General features: G+C 51.6%; 7 protein-coding genes and 1 pseudogene. 6 read left to right on the top strand and 2 right to left on the bottom strand.

Going from position 1 to position 17,033, the window contains the following annotated elements; genetic code table 11:
* The first annotated feature begins 144 nt into the window (after positions 1-144).
* Positions 145-2,421: a hypothetical protein gene (locus RAC89_RS26000; protein WP_306616643.1), complete on the top strand. Its 2,277-nt coding sequence runs from the start codon at positions 145-147 to the stop codon at positions 2,419-2,421.
* 28 nt (positions 2,422-2,449) lie between these two features.
* Positions 2,450-3,754 (top strand): ABC transporter substrate-binding protein, encoded by a 1,305-nt coding sequence (locus RAC89_RS25995; protein ID WP_306616642.1) that lies wholly within the window; start codon positions 2,450-2,452, stop codon positions 3,752-3,754.
* Positions 3,755-3,859: 105 nt separating this feature from the next.
* Here RAC89_RS25995 and RAC89_RS25990 read toward each other — a convergent pair.
* A pseudogene (locus RAC89_RS25990) lies at positions 3,860-5,405 on the bottom strand (IS1182 family transposase).
* A gap of 255 nt (positions 5,406-5,660) precedes the next feature.
* Here RAC89_RS25990 and RAC89_RS25985 point away from each other — a divergent pair.
* The 3 genes from RAC89_RS25985 to RAC89_RS25975 all read left to right on the top strand — a co-directional run bounded on the left by RAC89_RS25985 (position 5,661) and on the right by RAC89_RS25975 (position 13,273).
* Positions 5,661-12,572, top strand: a complete 6,912-nt coding sequence (locus RAC89_RS25985) for an OmpL47-type beta-barrel domain-containing protein (protein ID WP_306616641.1) — start codon at positions 5,661-5,663, stop codon at positions 12,570-12,572.
* 15 nt (positions 12,573-12,587) lie between these two features.
* A complete protein-coding gene (locus tag RAC89_RS25980; RefSeq protein WP_306616640.1) occupies positions 12,588-12,734 on the top strand; it encodes a hypothetical protein in 147 nt (48 codons plus the stop codon).
* Positions 12,735-13,021: 287 nt separating this feature from the next.
* On the top strand, positions 13,022-13,273 hold the full coding sequence (locus RAC89_RS25975) for a YolD-like family protein (protein WP_284645850.1): 252 nt from the start codon (positions 13,022-13,024) through the stop codon (positions 13,271-13,273).
* 31 nt (positions 13,274-13,304) lie between these two features.
* Here RAC89_RS25975 and RAC89_RS25970 read toward each other — a convergent pair whose 3' ends face one another.
* Positions 13,305-14,054: a lipase family protein gene (locus RAC89_RS25970; RefSeq protein WP_306616639.1), complete on the bottom strand. Its 750-nt coding sequence runs from the start codon at positions 14,052-14,054 to the stop codon at positions 13,305-13,307.
* Between the two features lie 109 nt (positions 14,055-14,163).
* Here RAC89_RS25970 and RAC89_RS25965 point away from each other — a divergent pair, with 109 nt between their 5' ends.
* Positions 14,164-16,878, top strand: a complete 2,715-nt coding sequence (locus tag RAC89_RS25965; protein ID WP_306616638.1) for a phosphoenolpyruvate synthase — start codon at positions 14,164-14,166, stop codon at positions 16,876-16,878.
* Positions 16,879-17,033: the final 155 nt, after the last annotated feature.

Raw genomic sequence — 17,033 nt, 5'->3', positions numbered from 1 at the left:
GCGCTTACAGCATTCTTGACATAAACCCAAGTATCGTACAACAAAACCGAGTTTTATGTATGCTTATCTTATATTGAAGCTGATACAATACTATTATAAAACAAAATAATTATTAAAGTAATGACGAATCCGTGAGGTGCGAGCATGACAACAGATGGCAAAGATTCCTTGTATTTGAATTTGCTTGAACGATGGGTAGGCAGTGCTCAGTCCTATAGGTACAGCTGCCCGGACCGGCCGGAGCTTGCTTGCTACGGTACCGGAGAGAATACGTGGGGTGTGCAAACGAACCAAAAGGCCTTTGCCGCCTTCGCCGTAACGGCTGCTGATCCGCGCTACAATGAGGAGCGTTCCGGTATTCCGAGGGAGCAGCTAAAGTCGGAAGCCCTGAGGCTCTTACGCTACTCGCTCCATACGCATATCGAAGGCGACTACCGGTGCACGGATGGCACCCAGTGGGGGCATACCTGGATCAGCGTGCTTGGCGTAGAGCGGATGATGCATGGGGTGGAGGCACTTGAGCCCGAACTAGAGGAAGAGGATCGTGCTCTGCTTCGAAGGGTGCTCATCTCGGAAAGTGATTGGCTGCTTGATCATTACACCATTGTCGGCGGATTATACAACAAGGACGGCAATAATAAGCCGGAAAGCAATCTATGGAACGGTGCTTTGCTGCATCGGACGGCGGAGCTATTTCCAGACTGCAAGCGGGCTGCGGAGTATAAAGAGAAAGCGCTGTCATTTTTTATTAATTCCATCTCGGTTCCCTCGGATGCTCATAGTCTGACGCTGAAGGATGGAAAGAGCGTCGCAGAACGATTTATCGGAGCTAACTTTTTCGACTCGATGGCGCTCAATCACCATGGGTATTTGAACGTGGGTTATATGGTAATTTGTTTATCGAACATGGCAATGCTTCATTTCGCTTGTAAGCGCCGCGGCTCGAAAGCCCCTAAAGCTCTCTATCATCATATGAACGAGCTGTGGGAGCTCGTCAAGCTCTGTACGTTCCGGGACGGACGCCTATTGCGGATCGGCGGCGATACCCGTATGAGGTATACGTATTGCCAGGAATATGCCATTCCGATGTGGCACATGATAAAGGACCTGCTGAACGATCCGGATTGCGACCGTTTCGAGGAGGGGTGGCTGCAAATCGTTCGTCGTGAGATGGATGCAAATGGTGACGGTTCCTTCCTGTCAGGCAGAGGCCGCGCTCTGCAGCAGCAGTCCCCTCTTTACTATACTCGGCTGGAGTCTGACCGCGCGGTGGCGCTATCGATGGGATTGGCCTGGAGGCCCCTCATCGGGCAGGGCGAGACCTTGCCGGGATCAGGGAAAGAAGAGGAGAAGCGGCAGCCGATTGTGATCAAAGAAGCGGCAGGCCGCGCTTGGCATGACGAGTACCACGGCGCTTACCTTCATAGTAGCGAGAAGCGAATTGCTTCTTGGGTTTGGGAATCCGCCGAGAAGCCCCAGGGACTCTGCCTCCCGCCCGGCCGCAGCGACATGGCGGAATGGAAGGAGAACTTATCCGTCCGCCTGACAGGACTTGGCCGTGTGACGGAGCAGCGGCTGGAGCAGCATACCGGTCAAATGTTCGAGGGCGGCTTCCTTACCTGGGGAAGCATGCAAATCCATACGCTAGGACTGCTCGGAGAAGGACAACGCGATCATCCGATTGCGAGGAGCCGGATCGTGTGTGCGGCATTGCCCGACAACACCCATATGCTGCTCCTGCAGCATACCGAAGCCTTAGAGCAGAGAGTGTACGTAAGTCAGGTGAAGGGCCTTCATCTCCTAATGCCGAACGATCTGTATAACGGGAATGTACGGTCCTACCATTATAGGGAGGGAGGAGAGGAGCTTGCAGGCGAAGGCAGCGGCGAACAGCTTGTCCGCACCGGGTCTCCATGGCTGAACATAGATGATCAGCTGGGCGTCATCGCAGCTTATGGAGCGAAGGAGCTGACGATCTATCGCCCCGGACGCAGGCAGATCGGTCTGAAGGAGAAGCTAACGAACATCGGCCTCGAAGGCATGCTGTACGCCGATGAGATCTGTGCTCCCTGCGAGATGGGGCTGCAATCCGTCGATGCCCGCCAGGTCCTTGTCGATGCAGGCTTTATCCTGAAAGCCGGGGAAGGCGCTGAGGCTACAGGCGCTTATGCCGAATCGCAGGACTCCATTGCACCGCTTATTCATCAGAGCGGCCTTGTACGAGGGATTCGTGTACGCGGGGCGGATGGGTACGATTACGTGCTCGCGGCGAATCTGGGGAATACGAACGAAACGCTACGGCTAACCGGTAATGGAGGCGGAGTCGACATCTCCACTGGGCAAGCGCTATGGGAAGGCTCTTCGGGTATGCTGGAGCTGGAGCTGCAAGCAGGTGCGGCTCGGCTCGTCCGTCTCGTGTAATTAAAAAAACAAAAAGGGCGGGATCAAGATGACAAGAAAGCGAACGTTAGTTTTGGTGCTGGCAGCTGCCATGCTGTCGGCCTGCAATGCAGCAGGAACCGGCGGAATAGCAAAAACAGACGGGACGAACGAGGCGGAAGCGATCGTGACGAAGCCGGCGGAGCTTGTCATCTACTCGTCCAGCGGATGGACGGAGGAAGCATTCAACGATCGGTTCGGCAACGCGATTCGACAGAAGTTTCCGCAGCATACCATTCGTTATATTCAGAAGGTGAAGGGCATGGACTACCCGGATCTCTTAACCTCGGGACAGCAAATCGATATGATCTGGGAATCGGTCGCCGCCTTCTCCAAAGCACTGCAGTACAACGTTCATATGGATATGACCGATTTGATCAAAAAGCATAACATCGATACCGGTCGAATCGAGCCTACCATGCTGGATGCGATGAGGAAGATGTCAGATGGGAAATTGTATGCGCTGCCTGTCGTAAACAACACCATGTCCTTGTACTACAATAAGGATCTTTTTGATAAGTTCGGTGTATCGTACCCAAAGGACGGTATGACTTGGGATGAAGTGCTTGAGCTGAACAGGCAGCTGACAAGAACGGAGGGAGGGGTTCAGTACATCGGATTAGCCTTATCGCTGGGTCACTATTTCGACATTAGCCCGCTCTCCGTTACGAAGATTGACCCCAAAACGCTAAAACCGACGCTTCAGGATGACAAATGGAAGGCAATGTTCCAAATCTTCACCAGGATGTCCGAGCCTTCCGGCTACAAGGAGAAGCTGCAGGAGATCAAGGCCATTCCCGGCGTCAATCACTTCGTCAAGACCAGGGATGCGGCCATGCTGGCGGGTCTGGCCAATGTACATGTTACCCAGGACGTAACGGGACTTAATTGGGACGTTGTGTCTTATCCTACCTACAAAGAAGCACCGGGCATGCATCCGCAGGCTTACCCGACCTACTTTGGCGTTTCCGGGATCAGCCAGCATAAAGACGAAGTGATGGAGATCATTCAATACCTTCTCTCCGACGAGTTCCAGCTCGCCGTATCAAAGACCGGAACGCTTCCGGTCGTCAAGAACGATGCGGTGCGTCAGGCGTTCGCGCAGGAAACGAAATTTAAAGACAAGAATGTAAAGTCCGCTTTGTACAGCTCCTTCGCGCCGATCGCGGTGCAATCTCTATATGACAGCTATGTCTCAGCCGCCTACACGAAGAAGCTTGTTGACTTGGCAAGCGGAGATATGGATCTGAACACCTTACTGCGCACGTCGGAGGAGGAAGCGGTAAAGGAGATGGAAGCTGCGAAGCTGAAGTAGATTTATGGGGGAAGAGGCTGTCCCAAAAGTAGCATAAAATCTACTCGAGGGGACCGCCTCTTTTTTTAAACTCCGTATTTCGTGATAAAAATGGCCGGACAGGGCTCATTCTTGCCCGGCTACTTGTCTTTTTTGTTCCGTGGCCATCACCTTAAGCAAATTATGGGCAAGCGAAAGCCACCCGACCTCTAGGCTTACTTTTGGCAGGCCACGAAGCAGGAACCTCCGGAATCCCCGGTTATTTTTCATTTGTCCAAACACACTTTCCACTTCAACCATTCGCTGAACGGAGAGCTTGCGTCCATCTTCGCTTCTTAATTTTTCTCTAGCTACTTTTTTGTAGCGAAGATACTCCAAGCTGACCCTTATTTCGCGGCTGCGTTCAGACTTGGTGCATTTCTCTTTGAACGGACACCCCTCACAGTTCTCACTCCGGTAGATCCTTAGCTTGACCCCGTAGCCACTATCGGTCTTGCTCTTGCTCTCCCTAATAAAATGCAGCGTTCTTCCGTTTGGGCATACCCAGTTTATACGTCCAGTTCTCTAAGCGGGATACATCGTTTCGCCATGCCTTCGAGACTTCCTTATGAAAGGAATTGTATTTCACGAGCGCTTCCATGTTTTCTTTCTCTAGGTACGCGTAATTTTCTTCGCCACCGTAGCCCGCATCGGCGATGACGGTTTTAGGAAGGCGACCAATCGTCTCTTTTACCTTGTTAAGATGCGGGATGAGGCAACGTGTATCTGTCGGGCGTTGGTGGAGGGAGTAACCTACGATGAATTGGTTCTCTGTGCCAACTTGTACATTGTAGCCGGGCTTGAGTTGACCGTTACGCATGTGGTCTTCCTTCATTCGCATAAACGTCGCATCTGGATCCGTTTTGCTGAAACTATTTCGTTCGCCAAGGATCTGAAGCTGAGTTTCGTACTTCCGCTGGCGGGGAACAAAATCCTTACGCAGCTGCCGTACCGCTTTCTTTACCGTTTTGTTCTTTGGTTCACTCTTCAGCTTGGCTTCTAACATAATTAAAGCCTCCTCCATGCTCTCGCTTGTTAGGTCGATATCTTCACCCAGCTCGAGCAGGTCCTTGCCGTTGTGCTCTTTATCTTCCTGAATCTCCTGCTGTTCAATCTCAATAAAGAGCTGCTTCACTTTCTCTTCCAGTCTGGCTTTCTGTTTCTTGACAGCCTTTCCCCAGACGAAGGTATACCGGTTTGCGTTGGCTTCAATCTTCGTGCCGTCAACGAAGTAATTCTCCAGCTTGATGTAGCCTTCGGCCACAAGCAGCTGCAGAATTCCTGCAAAGATTTTCTCAAGCTGGTCTTTCATCCGCTCGGAACGAAAACGATTGATGGTGCGGAAGTCGGGCTGCTGACGACCTGCCAGCCACATGAATGGGATGTTTTCGCGTACAGCTTTAGCGATCTGTCTAGACGAGTAAATGAGTTGCGAGTAAGCATATACAATGATTTTCGTTAGCATCTTCGTATGGTAGCTATCCCGACCGCCTCCGGGATACGCAGATGTAAACAAGCGGTCGTCCAAACGATTGATGAAATTATTAATAACTCGCGCTATGTGACGTGGGGGGATGTCCATTTCCAAATCTATTGGCAGACATAGCTGATCCATGGTATATTGAATAAACAAAGAAACCTCTCCTTTCAATGGTTGCTCGACACTTCCATTTTACCAAGGATTGGTTTCTTTTTGTTTTACAAAAATGAGAAAAAGAGGCTTCCCTTAGTCATCTATGATGACTTTTGGGACAGCCCCTTCTTTTACACGCGGATCGGTACCGGGCTTTATGTGAAATCTGCCACAAAATGCAAAAAAACGAGTGACGATACCTTTTGTATCGGATATAATGATACAGATGGTATCATAACAAATGGGAGGATGAACATGAAGTCTAGGATGTGGAAACGCTGGTTCCGCAAGTCGATCCCTATCACGCTGATTTGTTCCCTCGCCGTTACGCTATTGCCGCCCACGGCAATACATGCGAACAGCAGGGAAGCGGAAGCGATGCTGGGCGAATGGCTGAAGGAGCTAAGCCCACAAGCAACGATAACGCAGTCGGTTTATGAGGGGAAGCAAAGTGTAACGGGATCGGTTTATTTGACTGCCCCGCCGCCCCCAACACTCGATCAGCTGCCGCCAGCCGTGAATGGGGACGCAGTGACGGTAAGCGGTACGGCCGTACCCGGCTCGCTGGTGACGGTAAGGATTACATACCAAAGCTCTCCGGCAAGGACGGAATCCACCCTGGCGGACGCGGAAGGGAAATTCTCCTTTAGCATTCCGACGGTTTGGGAACAATTGTACAAATTCACCGCTACGGCAGCCCTGAACGGTCAAGTCAGCTCCGAATCGAATCTGGTTCAAGTGCGGAAAGATTCAACTCCTCCTCCGGCCCCGTCGAAGGTATTATGGACAACTTCAGGCAATGACCAAATCCAATTGAACTGGGAATCGCCCGTGAATGATACGGACACGGTGAAGTACGAGATATACCGTGATAACATCCGTCTGACAGAGACAACGGACCGGCATTTTACTGATTCCAATTTACCGTCGGTCAGTTTATTTCATTATCAAGTTCGCGCGATAGATGCAGCAGGAAATTCCTCCAATTCAGAAACCGTTGATGCGGGTACCCCTCATTCGACTCAGCAATTTATCAATGCCAGCGCGGAAGGCGTACCGGGCAACGGGAATGCGATTTCGATCGCTCTAAGCGGAGACGGGACAAAAGCACTCTTTCTATCCGATGCAGATAATCTGGTTCCGGGTACGCTCCCTACGGGAAATCCGCTGTTATATTTACGGGATCTAGTGCAGAATACCATTCAGCATATTCCTCTCCCGGTTGGAGCGATGAATCCTTATCGCCCGATTATTAACGGGGATGGCTCTGTTATGGCCATTCAAGCGGATCTTAATGACCTATATCAGATTTTCATCAAACATCCGGGTTCGGATGCGTTAACCCCTTTAACCTTGGCCAATGGGGAGATACCGAATGATTTTTCCGTAAGTCCTTCCATTAGTGATGACGGTAACTTGATTGCTTTTCTATCCAACGCAACGAACCTTGTAGAGAATGACACGCCGGATACGCTCGATATCTTCATTTATGACCGCAGAACCCGTGCCGTTACCAAGGTGGATCTTTCCAACGTGCTGCAAGAAGCGCCTGAATGGTATCACATCGAATATGTTCGTATTTCCGGTGACGGCAAGCATATTGTTTTTCAGCATGGCTGCGGAGAATGCGGCGGTCAGACCTACCTCATGGAGCTTGCAAAACCAAGTGAAGCCCAAACCTTCGCTTCAGGATATGATGAAGTCAGCCTTAGTGATGACGGACGGTATGTTGTGTATAACGAATTCGGCGTCATCTATTTGTATGACCGGCTGGCGAGCGGGGAGGAAAAAAGCCGAATTCTCATTGAGAACAACGGCGATTATTGGTACGACGATCCGATCATCTCCGGCGACGGTAAACGAGTTACGCTAAGCGCTTATAACTTTGTAACCAACGCCAACGGACTGATATGGCTTGACATTGCGACTGGCGAAACCAAACAGGCGAGCAATCCGGCCTCCTATTCCTATGCAAGCGCATTGTCTAATAACGGAAGTAAGGCTGCTTTCCTTGCCATGTATACCGGTCATCGCCACCCGATGGGTTATTTTATTGATGGTGCCTTTACTGTATGCCCGGTGGAGTGCAGCTCCCAGCCCCAAGGGGAGAAGCCGATCCAAAAGGTGCAATGGAATGCGCCGATGACAGTAAGGCAGCAGTTGAAGTTTGGCGGGACGGTATCGGTAACCGTTACCGGGGTGCCCGGCAGACAGGCGGGAGCTACCGTTTCTTATAAGAAGGGGAACGTGGCGGAGAGTACGGAGCTTATCCTGACGGAGAGTACAGCGGCACCGGGCTCGTACACAGGGAGCTTTCAGCTGGCTGAGGGCATTTCCGAGGTCACCTCCCTTGTCGGCCGCGTTGCGGACAGCAAGGGAATCATGGTTCCTATGGCTGCTGAGGGATTGCCGTCTTCCGTTTCCGCACAGCTTCAAGTATCGATCGGCAACCTTGCCAATGAGGACGTCAGGGCGGCGTTAGCCGGATCTCGTATGATTGCCTGGAGCGACGCTAAGCGTACGGGAGCGCAATCGGCCGTAGACTCTGAATTCCTCTATCAGATGGCGCTGCCGGATGCGGAGGATTACCGGGTATCCCTCCTCGCAGCCGATGGAGAGCTGTTAGGGGAGCTGCTGCAGGTCAATGCAGCCAAAGGAGTCAAGCACCATTTGACGCTTGATGCCCGAATGACGGCAACGCTTCGCATAACGATAACGCAAGACCCCGAAGCGCCGCTGCGTACGGTGCCGTTGACCATCACCCGTGCCGACGACCCTACAGCCGTCCTGGCAGTAGCCAGTGTGAAGCCGGGAGCGGAAACGGAGCTGCGGGACGTCGTCCGTGTCAGTGAGAAAATTGCTGTAACTGTACAGCTGCCAAGGCCTTATCAGCCTATGCCTCCTGTTGTGGTTGATGTCAACAAAAGGAATATGCAGATTACCCTTCAGCCCGAGGTGCGTTACGGTACGATTAACGGTACGGTGAAAAAGTCGGATGGGACTCCCGTTCCGAATGTTAATGTTACCTTCACGCAGGAAGGGATTCGTGAAGTGTCGGTGACGGACGACCAAGGAAGGTACTCCGCGCGGCTGCCGCTAGGTGTCACGACGGTTAATGCAGTACAAATCACTGGAAATACAACCCTTCGTGCAAAACCGGACCAAACCGTGACGGTCACGGAGAATATACCTTGGGATATCGTTCTGCTTGAGGAAAAAAGAGCGGAGATTCATGTGGATTTGTATACGAAAAGGGTCGGAGAGGAATGGAGAAAAGAGGATTTGAATTATCCATTGGTCACCCGTTTCCAGCCTGCTTTGTATCATCCGAATGATTCACGCGCCTATCATTGGAGCACAACCAATACGATCGTCGCAACGGGCTATACCGGTCAAGCGTTTAAGGCATGCGTAATCGATGTTTTGGGTGTCATGGCGACGAGCTGTCAACCGCTTGTGCTGGATGAGGATTACAAAGCAAGTGTGGAAATTCGTATAGCTGAAGCATCGGCCTTTACCGGCACGCTTACCGCTGAGCAGCCTTTGCCATCCGGCCCGATTACCATGAATTTATATGAGGCGGATTCGAATGGCGGCAAGGGGAGAATCGTTAGCACCGGGAGCGTTGCTTGGGGGAAAATACGGGGCAGCTTGCCGCGGACGGGAAATTACATCGCGGTATTTCACATGTATAGCGGCGCAAAATTATTTAGGGCGGAAAAATCGTTTGCCGCTATCGAAGGATCGACCGTTGATTTAGGCACCGTTATGCTTACCAGCGGAGGCATATTCGAGAACGCTGCAGGGAACAGCCTGCAGGCGTTGGACCTTCCGGTGGCCGAGGGCTCAAGAATCCGGCTTCGAGGCACCTATGAGAACGGTTCGAATCAGGAGGTTGTGAATGGTACGCTGCTGCTGCAGATTCCAGCAGGCGCATCTTTAGTTGCCGGAAGCATTATGCTGAATGGTGAGCCGGCCGTAAGTGTTCCGGTTTCGGCACATACTCATGAGGTGCAGCTGCCTCAAACAATAGGTCCTAGAGGCAAGGGAACGATCGTTTACCAGCTCCAGCTTGACGAAGCCAAGAGTGATATGCTGAACGCGGAGCTGGGCATTCGCTTCGATCAAGCCGCCGGTTCGCGAAAGGTAGAGACCATTGGATCCGCTCTGATACCGGTAACGGAGCTTAGCCTGCGGGCACCGTCTGTTGTGGCGAAGAAGACGTTTACCGTAGACGGGCGTGCGGTTCCGGGAAGCCGGATACTCGTATTCGACGGCCAGCAGCAGGTTGCGGAGACCATCGCCTCGGCAGGCGGGTACTGGTTTAGCACCATAACGCTGATTGATTCCGAGGCCCAGGCCAATGTGCATGCTCTGAAGGCGAAATCAATAACGGATGAGAAGGAAGCTTATTCCGAGACGGCCTTCGTCAAATACGATCCGCTCGAGCCCGCTCCTCTGCATCTGGTCATGAAGAACGGCCATAACCAAATGACGGCTGATTTATCGAACGGTGTTGCGCGTCAGCCGATGAGTATCGTACCAAGCTCGCCGATTTCCTTCTCCGTAGCGTTTAACGTGCCGGAGCGGATTGAGAATGTTGTTCTCAAGGTTGCCGGAGAACAGGTGCCTCTGGCAAGAAATCCGCTCAGCGGGCGCTTCGAAGGGATCAAATCCAGCCGTCAACAAAGCCTGGGACTCATCTCCCTTTCGTATGGGGTGAAGAAATCGGCTTATGCGGCATCGGCAACTGAGGAAGAGATCTTAAAATCGATGCCGCCGGAATTGCGAAAGCTGGATGCCGTTGTGCTTCAGGACGGCGGAAGCACACTGCGCTCCCAGCTGGCTGAGGTGCCTGGCAGGCAGTATGTGAATCCTGTCTCCATCAGCTCCAAGGATTATCCGGATGAGAAGGTGGATGTTCAGTTCTGGCATTCGCCGGCAGAGGGTTACACGCCTCCGCAGGTTCCGCCAGGCTCTCCGGAGGTATATGATTTGAAATTCTCCTATAGCGGCTCGACGGCGCAGTTTAGCGCTGTGGTTCCGGTTGAGAAGGCGCGTGAAATCATCACGGCATTCGGAGGCGATACGCAAGCCTTGTCCGGTCCTCCGGTCGTCGGGTACGTCAACTTCGGTGGGCATTTCTGGATCAATATTAAAACCCCGGGAGCGGGTACGGGGCTGGGATTGGCCGGTGCAGTTCTCAACGGATACGATTTTCAGCAAAAAATGAATGATATGAACGCGTTCCTGGATAACGTAACCGGCGCGGAATGCCTTCCTCCCGGCTCGGGAACACGGTTTGTCAACAAAGCCCAGGAATTGGCTCAGGAGCTGCTCGGTATCCTGATCGCCAAGTATATGATGCAGCTGGCAGGCATGGCGTTGGCTTACAGCGGTATCGGCCTTATTGGCGGGGCAGCTGTACTCGCCACAACGACGGGCGTCGGTTATCTCGCCATGAATGACTGGGAGAACAGATACGACCAATTGAAGAATCATTTTGAAGAATACTCAAGTGTTGCGGCAGACCAATGTGATAAGGATGAAGAGGATCCTGAGGAGCCGGATGAGCCGGATGATCCGAACAGACCGGATGATCCAACGAAGCCGCCGCCGGATGATGATCCGATCGCGGATCCTTACTGGATTTACGACCCAAGCGGTTTCGTCTATGAAGCAGTGGAGTCGAACCGGTTGGAGGGGGTAACTGCCACGGCGATGTTCCGGGAACCTTCTGATGGAACTTGGCGGGTTTGGGACTCCAATCTATACGGACAGATAAATCCGCTCTCAACCAATCGTGAAGGGCGTTACGCCTGGGATGTGCCTGAGGGTCTATGGAAGGTAAGGTTTAGTAAAGACGGCTATGAGGAAGCCTTCAGCCAAGAGCTTCAAGTGCTTCCGCCTCATTATGACGTAAACGTAGGTCTCTTCTCACATGGAGCGCCTGAGGTTGAGAAGGTGAGTCAAGGGCGAGAGGACAGCTCAAGCTTCTTGCTGCTGCGATTCAGCCATTATATGCAGCCGGCAACAGTGACGACAGAAACCGTGTCAGTCCTTCAGTCTGTGTATGGTTCGGATGTGCCGCCGGTCTCCATTCAGGTAGAACCATTACAGCCGGAACGGAATCCTGAGGGAGAAATCCTGTCGAAGGAATTCAAAATTAAAGGCACCTTCATTGCAGGGCAAACCTACCGTGTTGTTGTGGATCCGATGGTGCTGAGCTACGCAGGCAGACCGATGACCGAACCGTACGAAGCTTCTGTTATGATAGCCGACAGATTGCCTGCCGTGCAGGAGGGGGTATCGGAGGTCAGTCTCATTGGCGGCACGAATGCCATCAGCTTAAGCTGGAAGGAAGCAGACGATGTGGAGTTTGATGCAGTCACCATTCGTTGGACCGCCCAGGGGGCATCCTCGCCAGCCGGCGAGCAAACCGTGAAGCGCGGCAGCTGCTTTGCTTCTATCACCGGGCTGGAGCCTGGTAAAGCCTATACAATTCGTCTCGTATCCACGGCGACGGGGGGAAGGGAGTCCCAGGGTATTACTCTTATCGGTTCTACGCTACCGGCACCTGTGAAGCCGGTGAATACTCCTCCTCAGCTCGTGACACAGACCGCAATACTGGCAGTTCAAGGAGGCTTAACGGTTACTTGGACGGATCCGGAGGACGCTGATTTGAAGGCTATACGGGTTTCCCTTCGAAAGCCTGGTGAATCGACCTTCGGTTATACGCAGGTGATCCCGGCAGGTAAGCAAGAGGCTCGGTTTGAGAATACCTCGGCCCTAGGGGCTTATGAAGTCAAGCTGGAAGCGGTCGATTACTTGCAGGCCGCATCCATACCGGTTACTGTGACCTATAACGTAACCGATGTTACGCCTCCGGTGACGAGCTTTGACATCGCGCCGGTTTTCTCACCGGATGGCAGCTATGTCGAAGGCATTATCATCACCTTGACCGCTGCAGATGCAGACTCTGGAATCAGCCGGATCGAAACTCGCGCCAATGGCGGTCCATGGGTCGAGTACAAGGAACCGATTCAATTGAAGGCGAACGAAATGGTCTGGACGTTTGAGTTCCGCAGCTATGATCGAGCTGGGAATAGAGAATGGATTCACGTCATCGACTTTGCCAATGGGACGATTTCTCAGATAGAGGAGTAAAGGAGGAAAGTGGAATTGAAGAAAAAAGCGTATTGTGCACCTGGAATCACCTCACATGAACCGCTGCAGTTTGAAACGGCGATATCCGGAGGCGAAATGTTTTGCGAGTATGTATTTCGCCCGGGCTCACCGATTCCTGTGCTCGTCTGCAGGCCGAAGTAACGGACGTGAATTACCGATTGAAATAGCAACCCATTGATGCTATGCAAGTCCATCAGGGCTGTTCCCTGCATCCTTAAGATCTGACCATCCTCCTGCGTTCTCGTAGATGGTTCGTTTCGCAAAGGGCAGGAACAGCCCTTTTATGGTGTTGGGATAAGGTTGATCATGCCCCTATCCGTAACCGGAAGTAAGGTAGTATACTAGTAGTTATATAAATTAACTTTACAATGGTCTGGTCTGACGATCTCTTAACAGGCTGTTATTAAAAAATTAGGAGGACGTCAGTAATGGCAAAAGGAAAAATACCTAAACGGCCCACCCGGGACGAATTTGTATTAGAGGAATTAGGAAATCAAATCTCCGAAGCGTTTCATGAAAAATCGGAAGTGCTGCTAAGCATTTGGGCCTGGGAAGAGCAGCTTCGAGGCCAGATTGTACATTTGGATTCAAGGACCGGTAAGGTCCATGTAAATAAAGGGGCCGAAACGGTTAAGGTATCATTCATGGATATTATGAGTCTGGATTATCCAAGGAATTAGCTCGCAGTGGCCACCCGTTCCGAGTAGAGCACTATGCGTTACAAAAATGCGGATTCATCTTACACATCCTGTTGCTATATACGGGGGAAAGCGCAGCCAAGGCGCGATAATACGAGCGGATTTTGTGCCGCCCTACAGCAGTTACTGCAGAGAATCGAATGTAGAGCGGTCTCCTGATATTTCGGTATGCTAAGCTAGTCGTGGACGGCGGGAAGCGCGGCACGATGTCGGAGGTATTGACGACACGTAGGGAATCGCCTACCGTTCGGTGGAATGCCGCCACAAATGCGGGGTTTCCTACCTTTGGCGATCCGAAGGTAACGACCCAAGGTCGTTTGAACCCGGTATGCGCAGTCACATCAGGGGCGCATAACGTGGCGAGCGCTCCGCCTAAGCTGTGACCTGTGATAATCAGACGTTTCCCTGGAGAATACAGCTTACGCAGGTGTTTTAGCAGCATAACTCTAACGGCCCTGGTATATAGATCAGTGAACCCTCTATGCGTTTGTCCGCCCGCCGGTACATAAGGATATTTCACTTGACGCCAATCTAGATCAGATAGTACATCTTGCATATTTTCCGTTCCGCGGAAGGCAACGATCACCTTGGTAGAAGACTGGATGATGAATCCAAGATAAGGATGGCCTCTCCCTCCTAGGGCCGCAATATAACGATAGCCCCTTGGCAGCACAGGCGTTCCCTCTTTCTTGTATTGCTGCAAAGCCTGCATAACGACCGCCGAGAGAAATATAGCTTGGTTTATCCTTTGCTTCCCCGCCACACATATCTCTCCTTTGCATGAAAGAGTTGCTTCACTTTATTCAAAGGCACCGCTTGTTGATATCCGCTATGACACAAACAAAGCTAACCTTGAAATGAGGTGGTATCCAATGGTAGAGAAATATGTATTGAGCTTCAATGAAATCGACAAGTCCTATCTGCCTTATGTGGGCGGAAAAGGCGCGAACCTTGGGGAAATGACTAAGGCGGGGCTGCCCGTTCCTCAAGGATTTTGCGTATCCACTGCCGCATATCGCGAGTTCATCCAAACCAGTAAAGAGATGGACGAACTATTCGATCGGCTGGATCGGGTCGCTCATGATGACTTGGTACAAATTCGTTTATGGGGACAACGGATTCGTGATCATCTTGCCTCTTTATCTATTCCTGAAGATATAAAATCGTCCATTGCCGAAGCGTGGGAACACATGGGCAAGGGGAAAGCCTATGCCATTCGATCCAGTGCTACGGCGGAGGACTTGCCGACAGCTTCGTTTGCCGGCCAGCAGGATACTTTTTTGAACGTGCGCGGGCTGGAGCAAGTGCTTGGCGCTGTGCAGAAGTGCTGGTCCTCCTTGTTCACCGACCGGGCTATCTCCTATCGTGCCAAGAATGGATATAACCACCGGTTGGTGTTTTTGTCGGTTGTGGTTCAGCAGATGATTTTTCCTCAGGCTTCCGGGGTTATGTTTACCGCTGATCCCATTACGGGCCGACGTCATACCCTATCCATCGATGCAAGCTTCGGGCTTGGGGAAGCCCTTGTATCCGGTTTGGTTACACCTGATTTGTACCAGGTTCGTTCAGGCAAAATCGTCAAGAAGAATATTTCGAAGAAGGAAATCGCGATCTATTCCGTTCCCGAAGGAGGGACCGTTACTAAGGACGTGCCTCCTGAAAAGCAACAATGGCAAGCTCTGTCCGACGGTGAAATTGTTGAACTGGCCGAATGGGGTCGGAAAATCGAAGCCTACTACGGTTCGGAGCAAGACATCGAGTGGGGATTAGCCGAAGGCAAATTTTATATTCTTCAGAGCCGGCCGATTACGTCTCTCTATCCGGTACCGCCTGTTTTTGACGACCGGTTGCACATATTTATCAACTTCGGTTACTTACAAATGATGACCGACCCTATGAAGCCGTTGGCCATATCGATCTTGAGCTACGCGCCCAGTTTTTTTCAAAAGGATCCTTCATCCCAGGATAATCCTATCATAAGGGAAGCCGGCGGAAGGGCGTTTGCCGATGTTACAGGTATTCTTACAATGAAACCTGTTCGTAACAGAATTCTCAAGGTTATGAAGGGTATGGATGAATTAATGGCATCTGCGGTAATGGAGTTGATGGAACGCGATGCATTTCGGGCTGTGTCCGTACCGATTAGGGATCGATTACGAGTCATGGGGAGAATGGCGCCGATTGTCATCCCCGTAGCCGCGAAAGTGGTAAGCAACTTGTTGTTTAAAGAGCCCGAGAAGGCTTCTCGAGACGCTGCAGCATTTATGGAAAACACGGTTATGGAAATCGAGAAGAGCATCATGGCGGCTTCGGGTGCGGACCGGGTTCGTCTGATACGGCAAGGTATGCAACAAATGCTGGCCGGAGTCCTATCGAAAATTGTCGTGTACTTCATCACGGGAGTGATTGCTTCCGGATTTCTCGAAAGGAAGCTGAAAGATAAGGTCGGGGATCAACGCGGCGCTTCTTTGTTAAGTCAACTGTATAAGTCCCTGCCTGGGAATGTGACAACCGAAATTGGCCTGGAGTTAGGCGATCTTGCCGATAAGTTCAGATCGTATCCTGAAGTCGTCGCCTATTTGCAAAAAGCAGGCACCGATACTTTCTATGAAGAGCTGGTCAAGATCCCCGGAGGAGCCGAGGCTCAGTACGAACTAGCCCGTTTTCTGCGGAAATACGGGATGCGGTGCGCTGGTGAAATCGATATTACAAAGCCGCGATGGAGCGAGGATCCGACGCAGCTCGTGCCTATGATTCTCAGCAACATCCGAACGGCGTCTTACGGGGAACATCGCAGGAAATTCAAGCAAGGCGAGCTTGATGCGGATAAGGCAGCAAAGGAGATTGTCGCGCAGTTCGGCTTTTCTGAAAAACGATGGGTGTCCCGTTTGGTAAAGCTGTACCGCAATCTATTGGGGATGAGGGAGCATCACAAGTTTTTGCTTGTTCAAATTTTATCTATATACAAACGCGCTATATTAGAGGAAGCGAATGCGCTTGTAGCCAAAGGAATATTAGTGCAGCAAGAGGATATCTACTTTTTTTCTTTGGAGGAAATGATCGCACTGCTGGAAAACCGTTATTCCGATTGCGACAATATTCAAGACATCGTAGAAGAGAGGAAAAGGCAGCATGAGTTCCATCAGAAGCTGAAATCTCCCCGTGTGATAACCAGCGAAGGGGAAATCGTTACCGGGAAGCGCCGCGATGTGAAAGCTCCGGAAGGGGCACTGTTAGGAACGCCGGTTTCTGCGGGGGTTGTAGAAGGAGTAGCAAGGATCATACTGCAACCGGAGGAAGCCAAGCTGAATCCAGGAGAAATATTAGTCGCGCCCTTTACGGACCCCGGATGGACTCCGTTGTTTACTTCAATTGTCGGACTAGTAACGGAAGTGGGCGGTATGATGACTCACGGGTCGGTGATCGCCCGCGAATACGGCATACCGGCTGTGGTAGGTATCGAGAGGGCTACTGAATTGATTCAGGACGGTGCCTATATCCGGGTGGACGGAACGAGCGGGTTTGTGCAGGTGTTGGACGATGGTCTTGCTCTTCATTCTAGAAGTGGTCCATCTCATAGGCAATAAAAGTAACCCGACGACGTGTACCGTCGCAGGTTACTTGGTTTTCATCATTTACCTACCCCGAAAGAGCTGGCCTAGGTTCCTTGAAAATAGGACTCATCTGCGAGTCAGTGGGAAAATAGCTTCAGTGCAAGCTTAGGCTGAAGGTATTTTCCCGC

Source organism: Paenibacillus sp. GD4 (genome assembly GCF_030846225.1).
Lineage (GTDB): Bacteria > Bacillota > Bacilli > Paenibacillales > NBRC-103111 > Paenibacillus_G > Paenibacillus_G silviterrae.
Note: the sequence above shows the minus strand (reverse complement) of the source record. Positions and strands in the feature narration are given on the sequence as shown.

What these genes read in the sequence shown, in the direction of transcription:
- RAC89_RS25965 (WP_306616638.1), top strand. Translation starts at nt 14,164, where the DNA reads ATGGTAGAGAAATATGTATTGAGCTTCAATGAAATCGACAAGTCCTAT.
- RAC89_RS25995 (WP_306616642.1), top strand. Translation starts at nt 2,450, where the DNA reads ATGACAAGAAAGCGAACGTTAGTTTTGGTGCTGGCAGCTGCCATGCTG.
- RAC89_RS25985 (WP_306616641.1), top strand. Translation starts at nt 5,661, where the DNA reads ATGAAGTCTAGGATGTGGAAACGCTGGTTCCGCAAGTCGATCCCTATC.
- RAC89_RS26000 (WP_306616643.1), top strand. Translation starts at nt 145, where the DNA reads ATGACAACAGATGGCAAAGATTCCTTGTATTTGAATTTGCTTGAACGA.
- RAC89_RS25975 (WP_284645850.1), top strand. Translation starts at nt 13,022, where the DNA reads ATGGCAAAAGGAAAAATACCTAAACGGCCCACCCGGGACGAATTTGTA.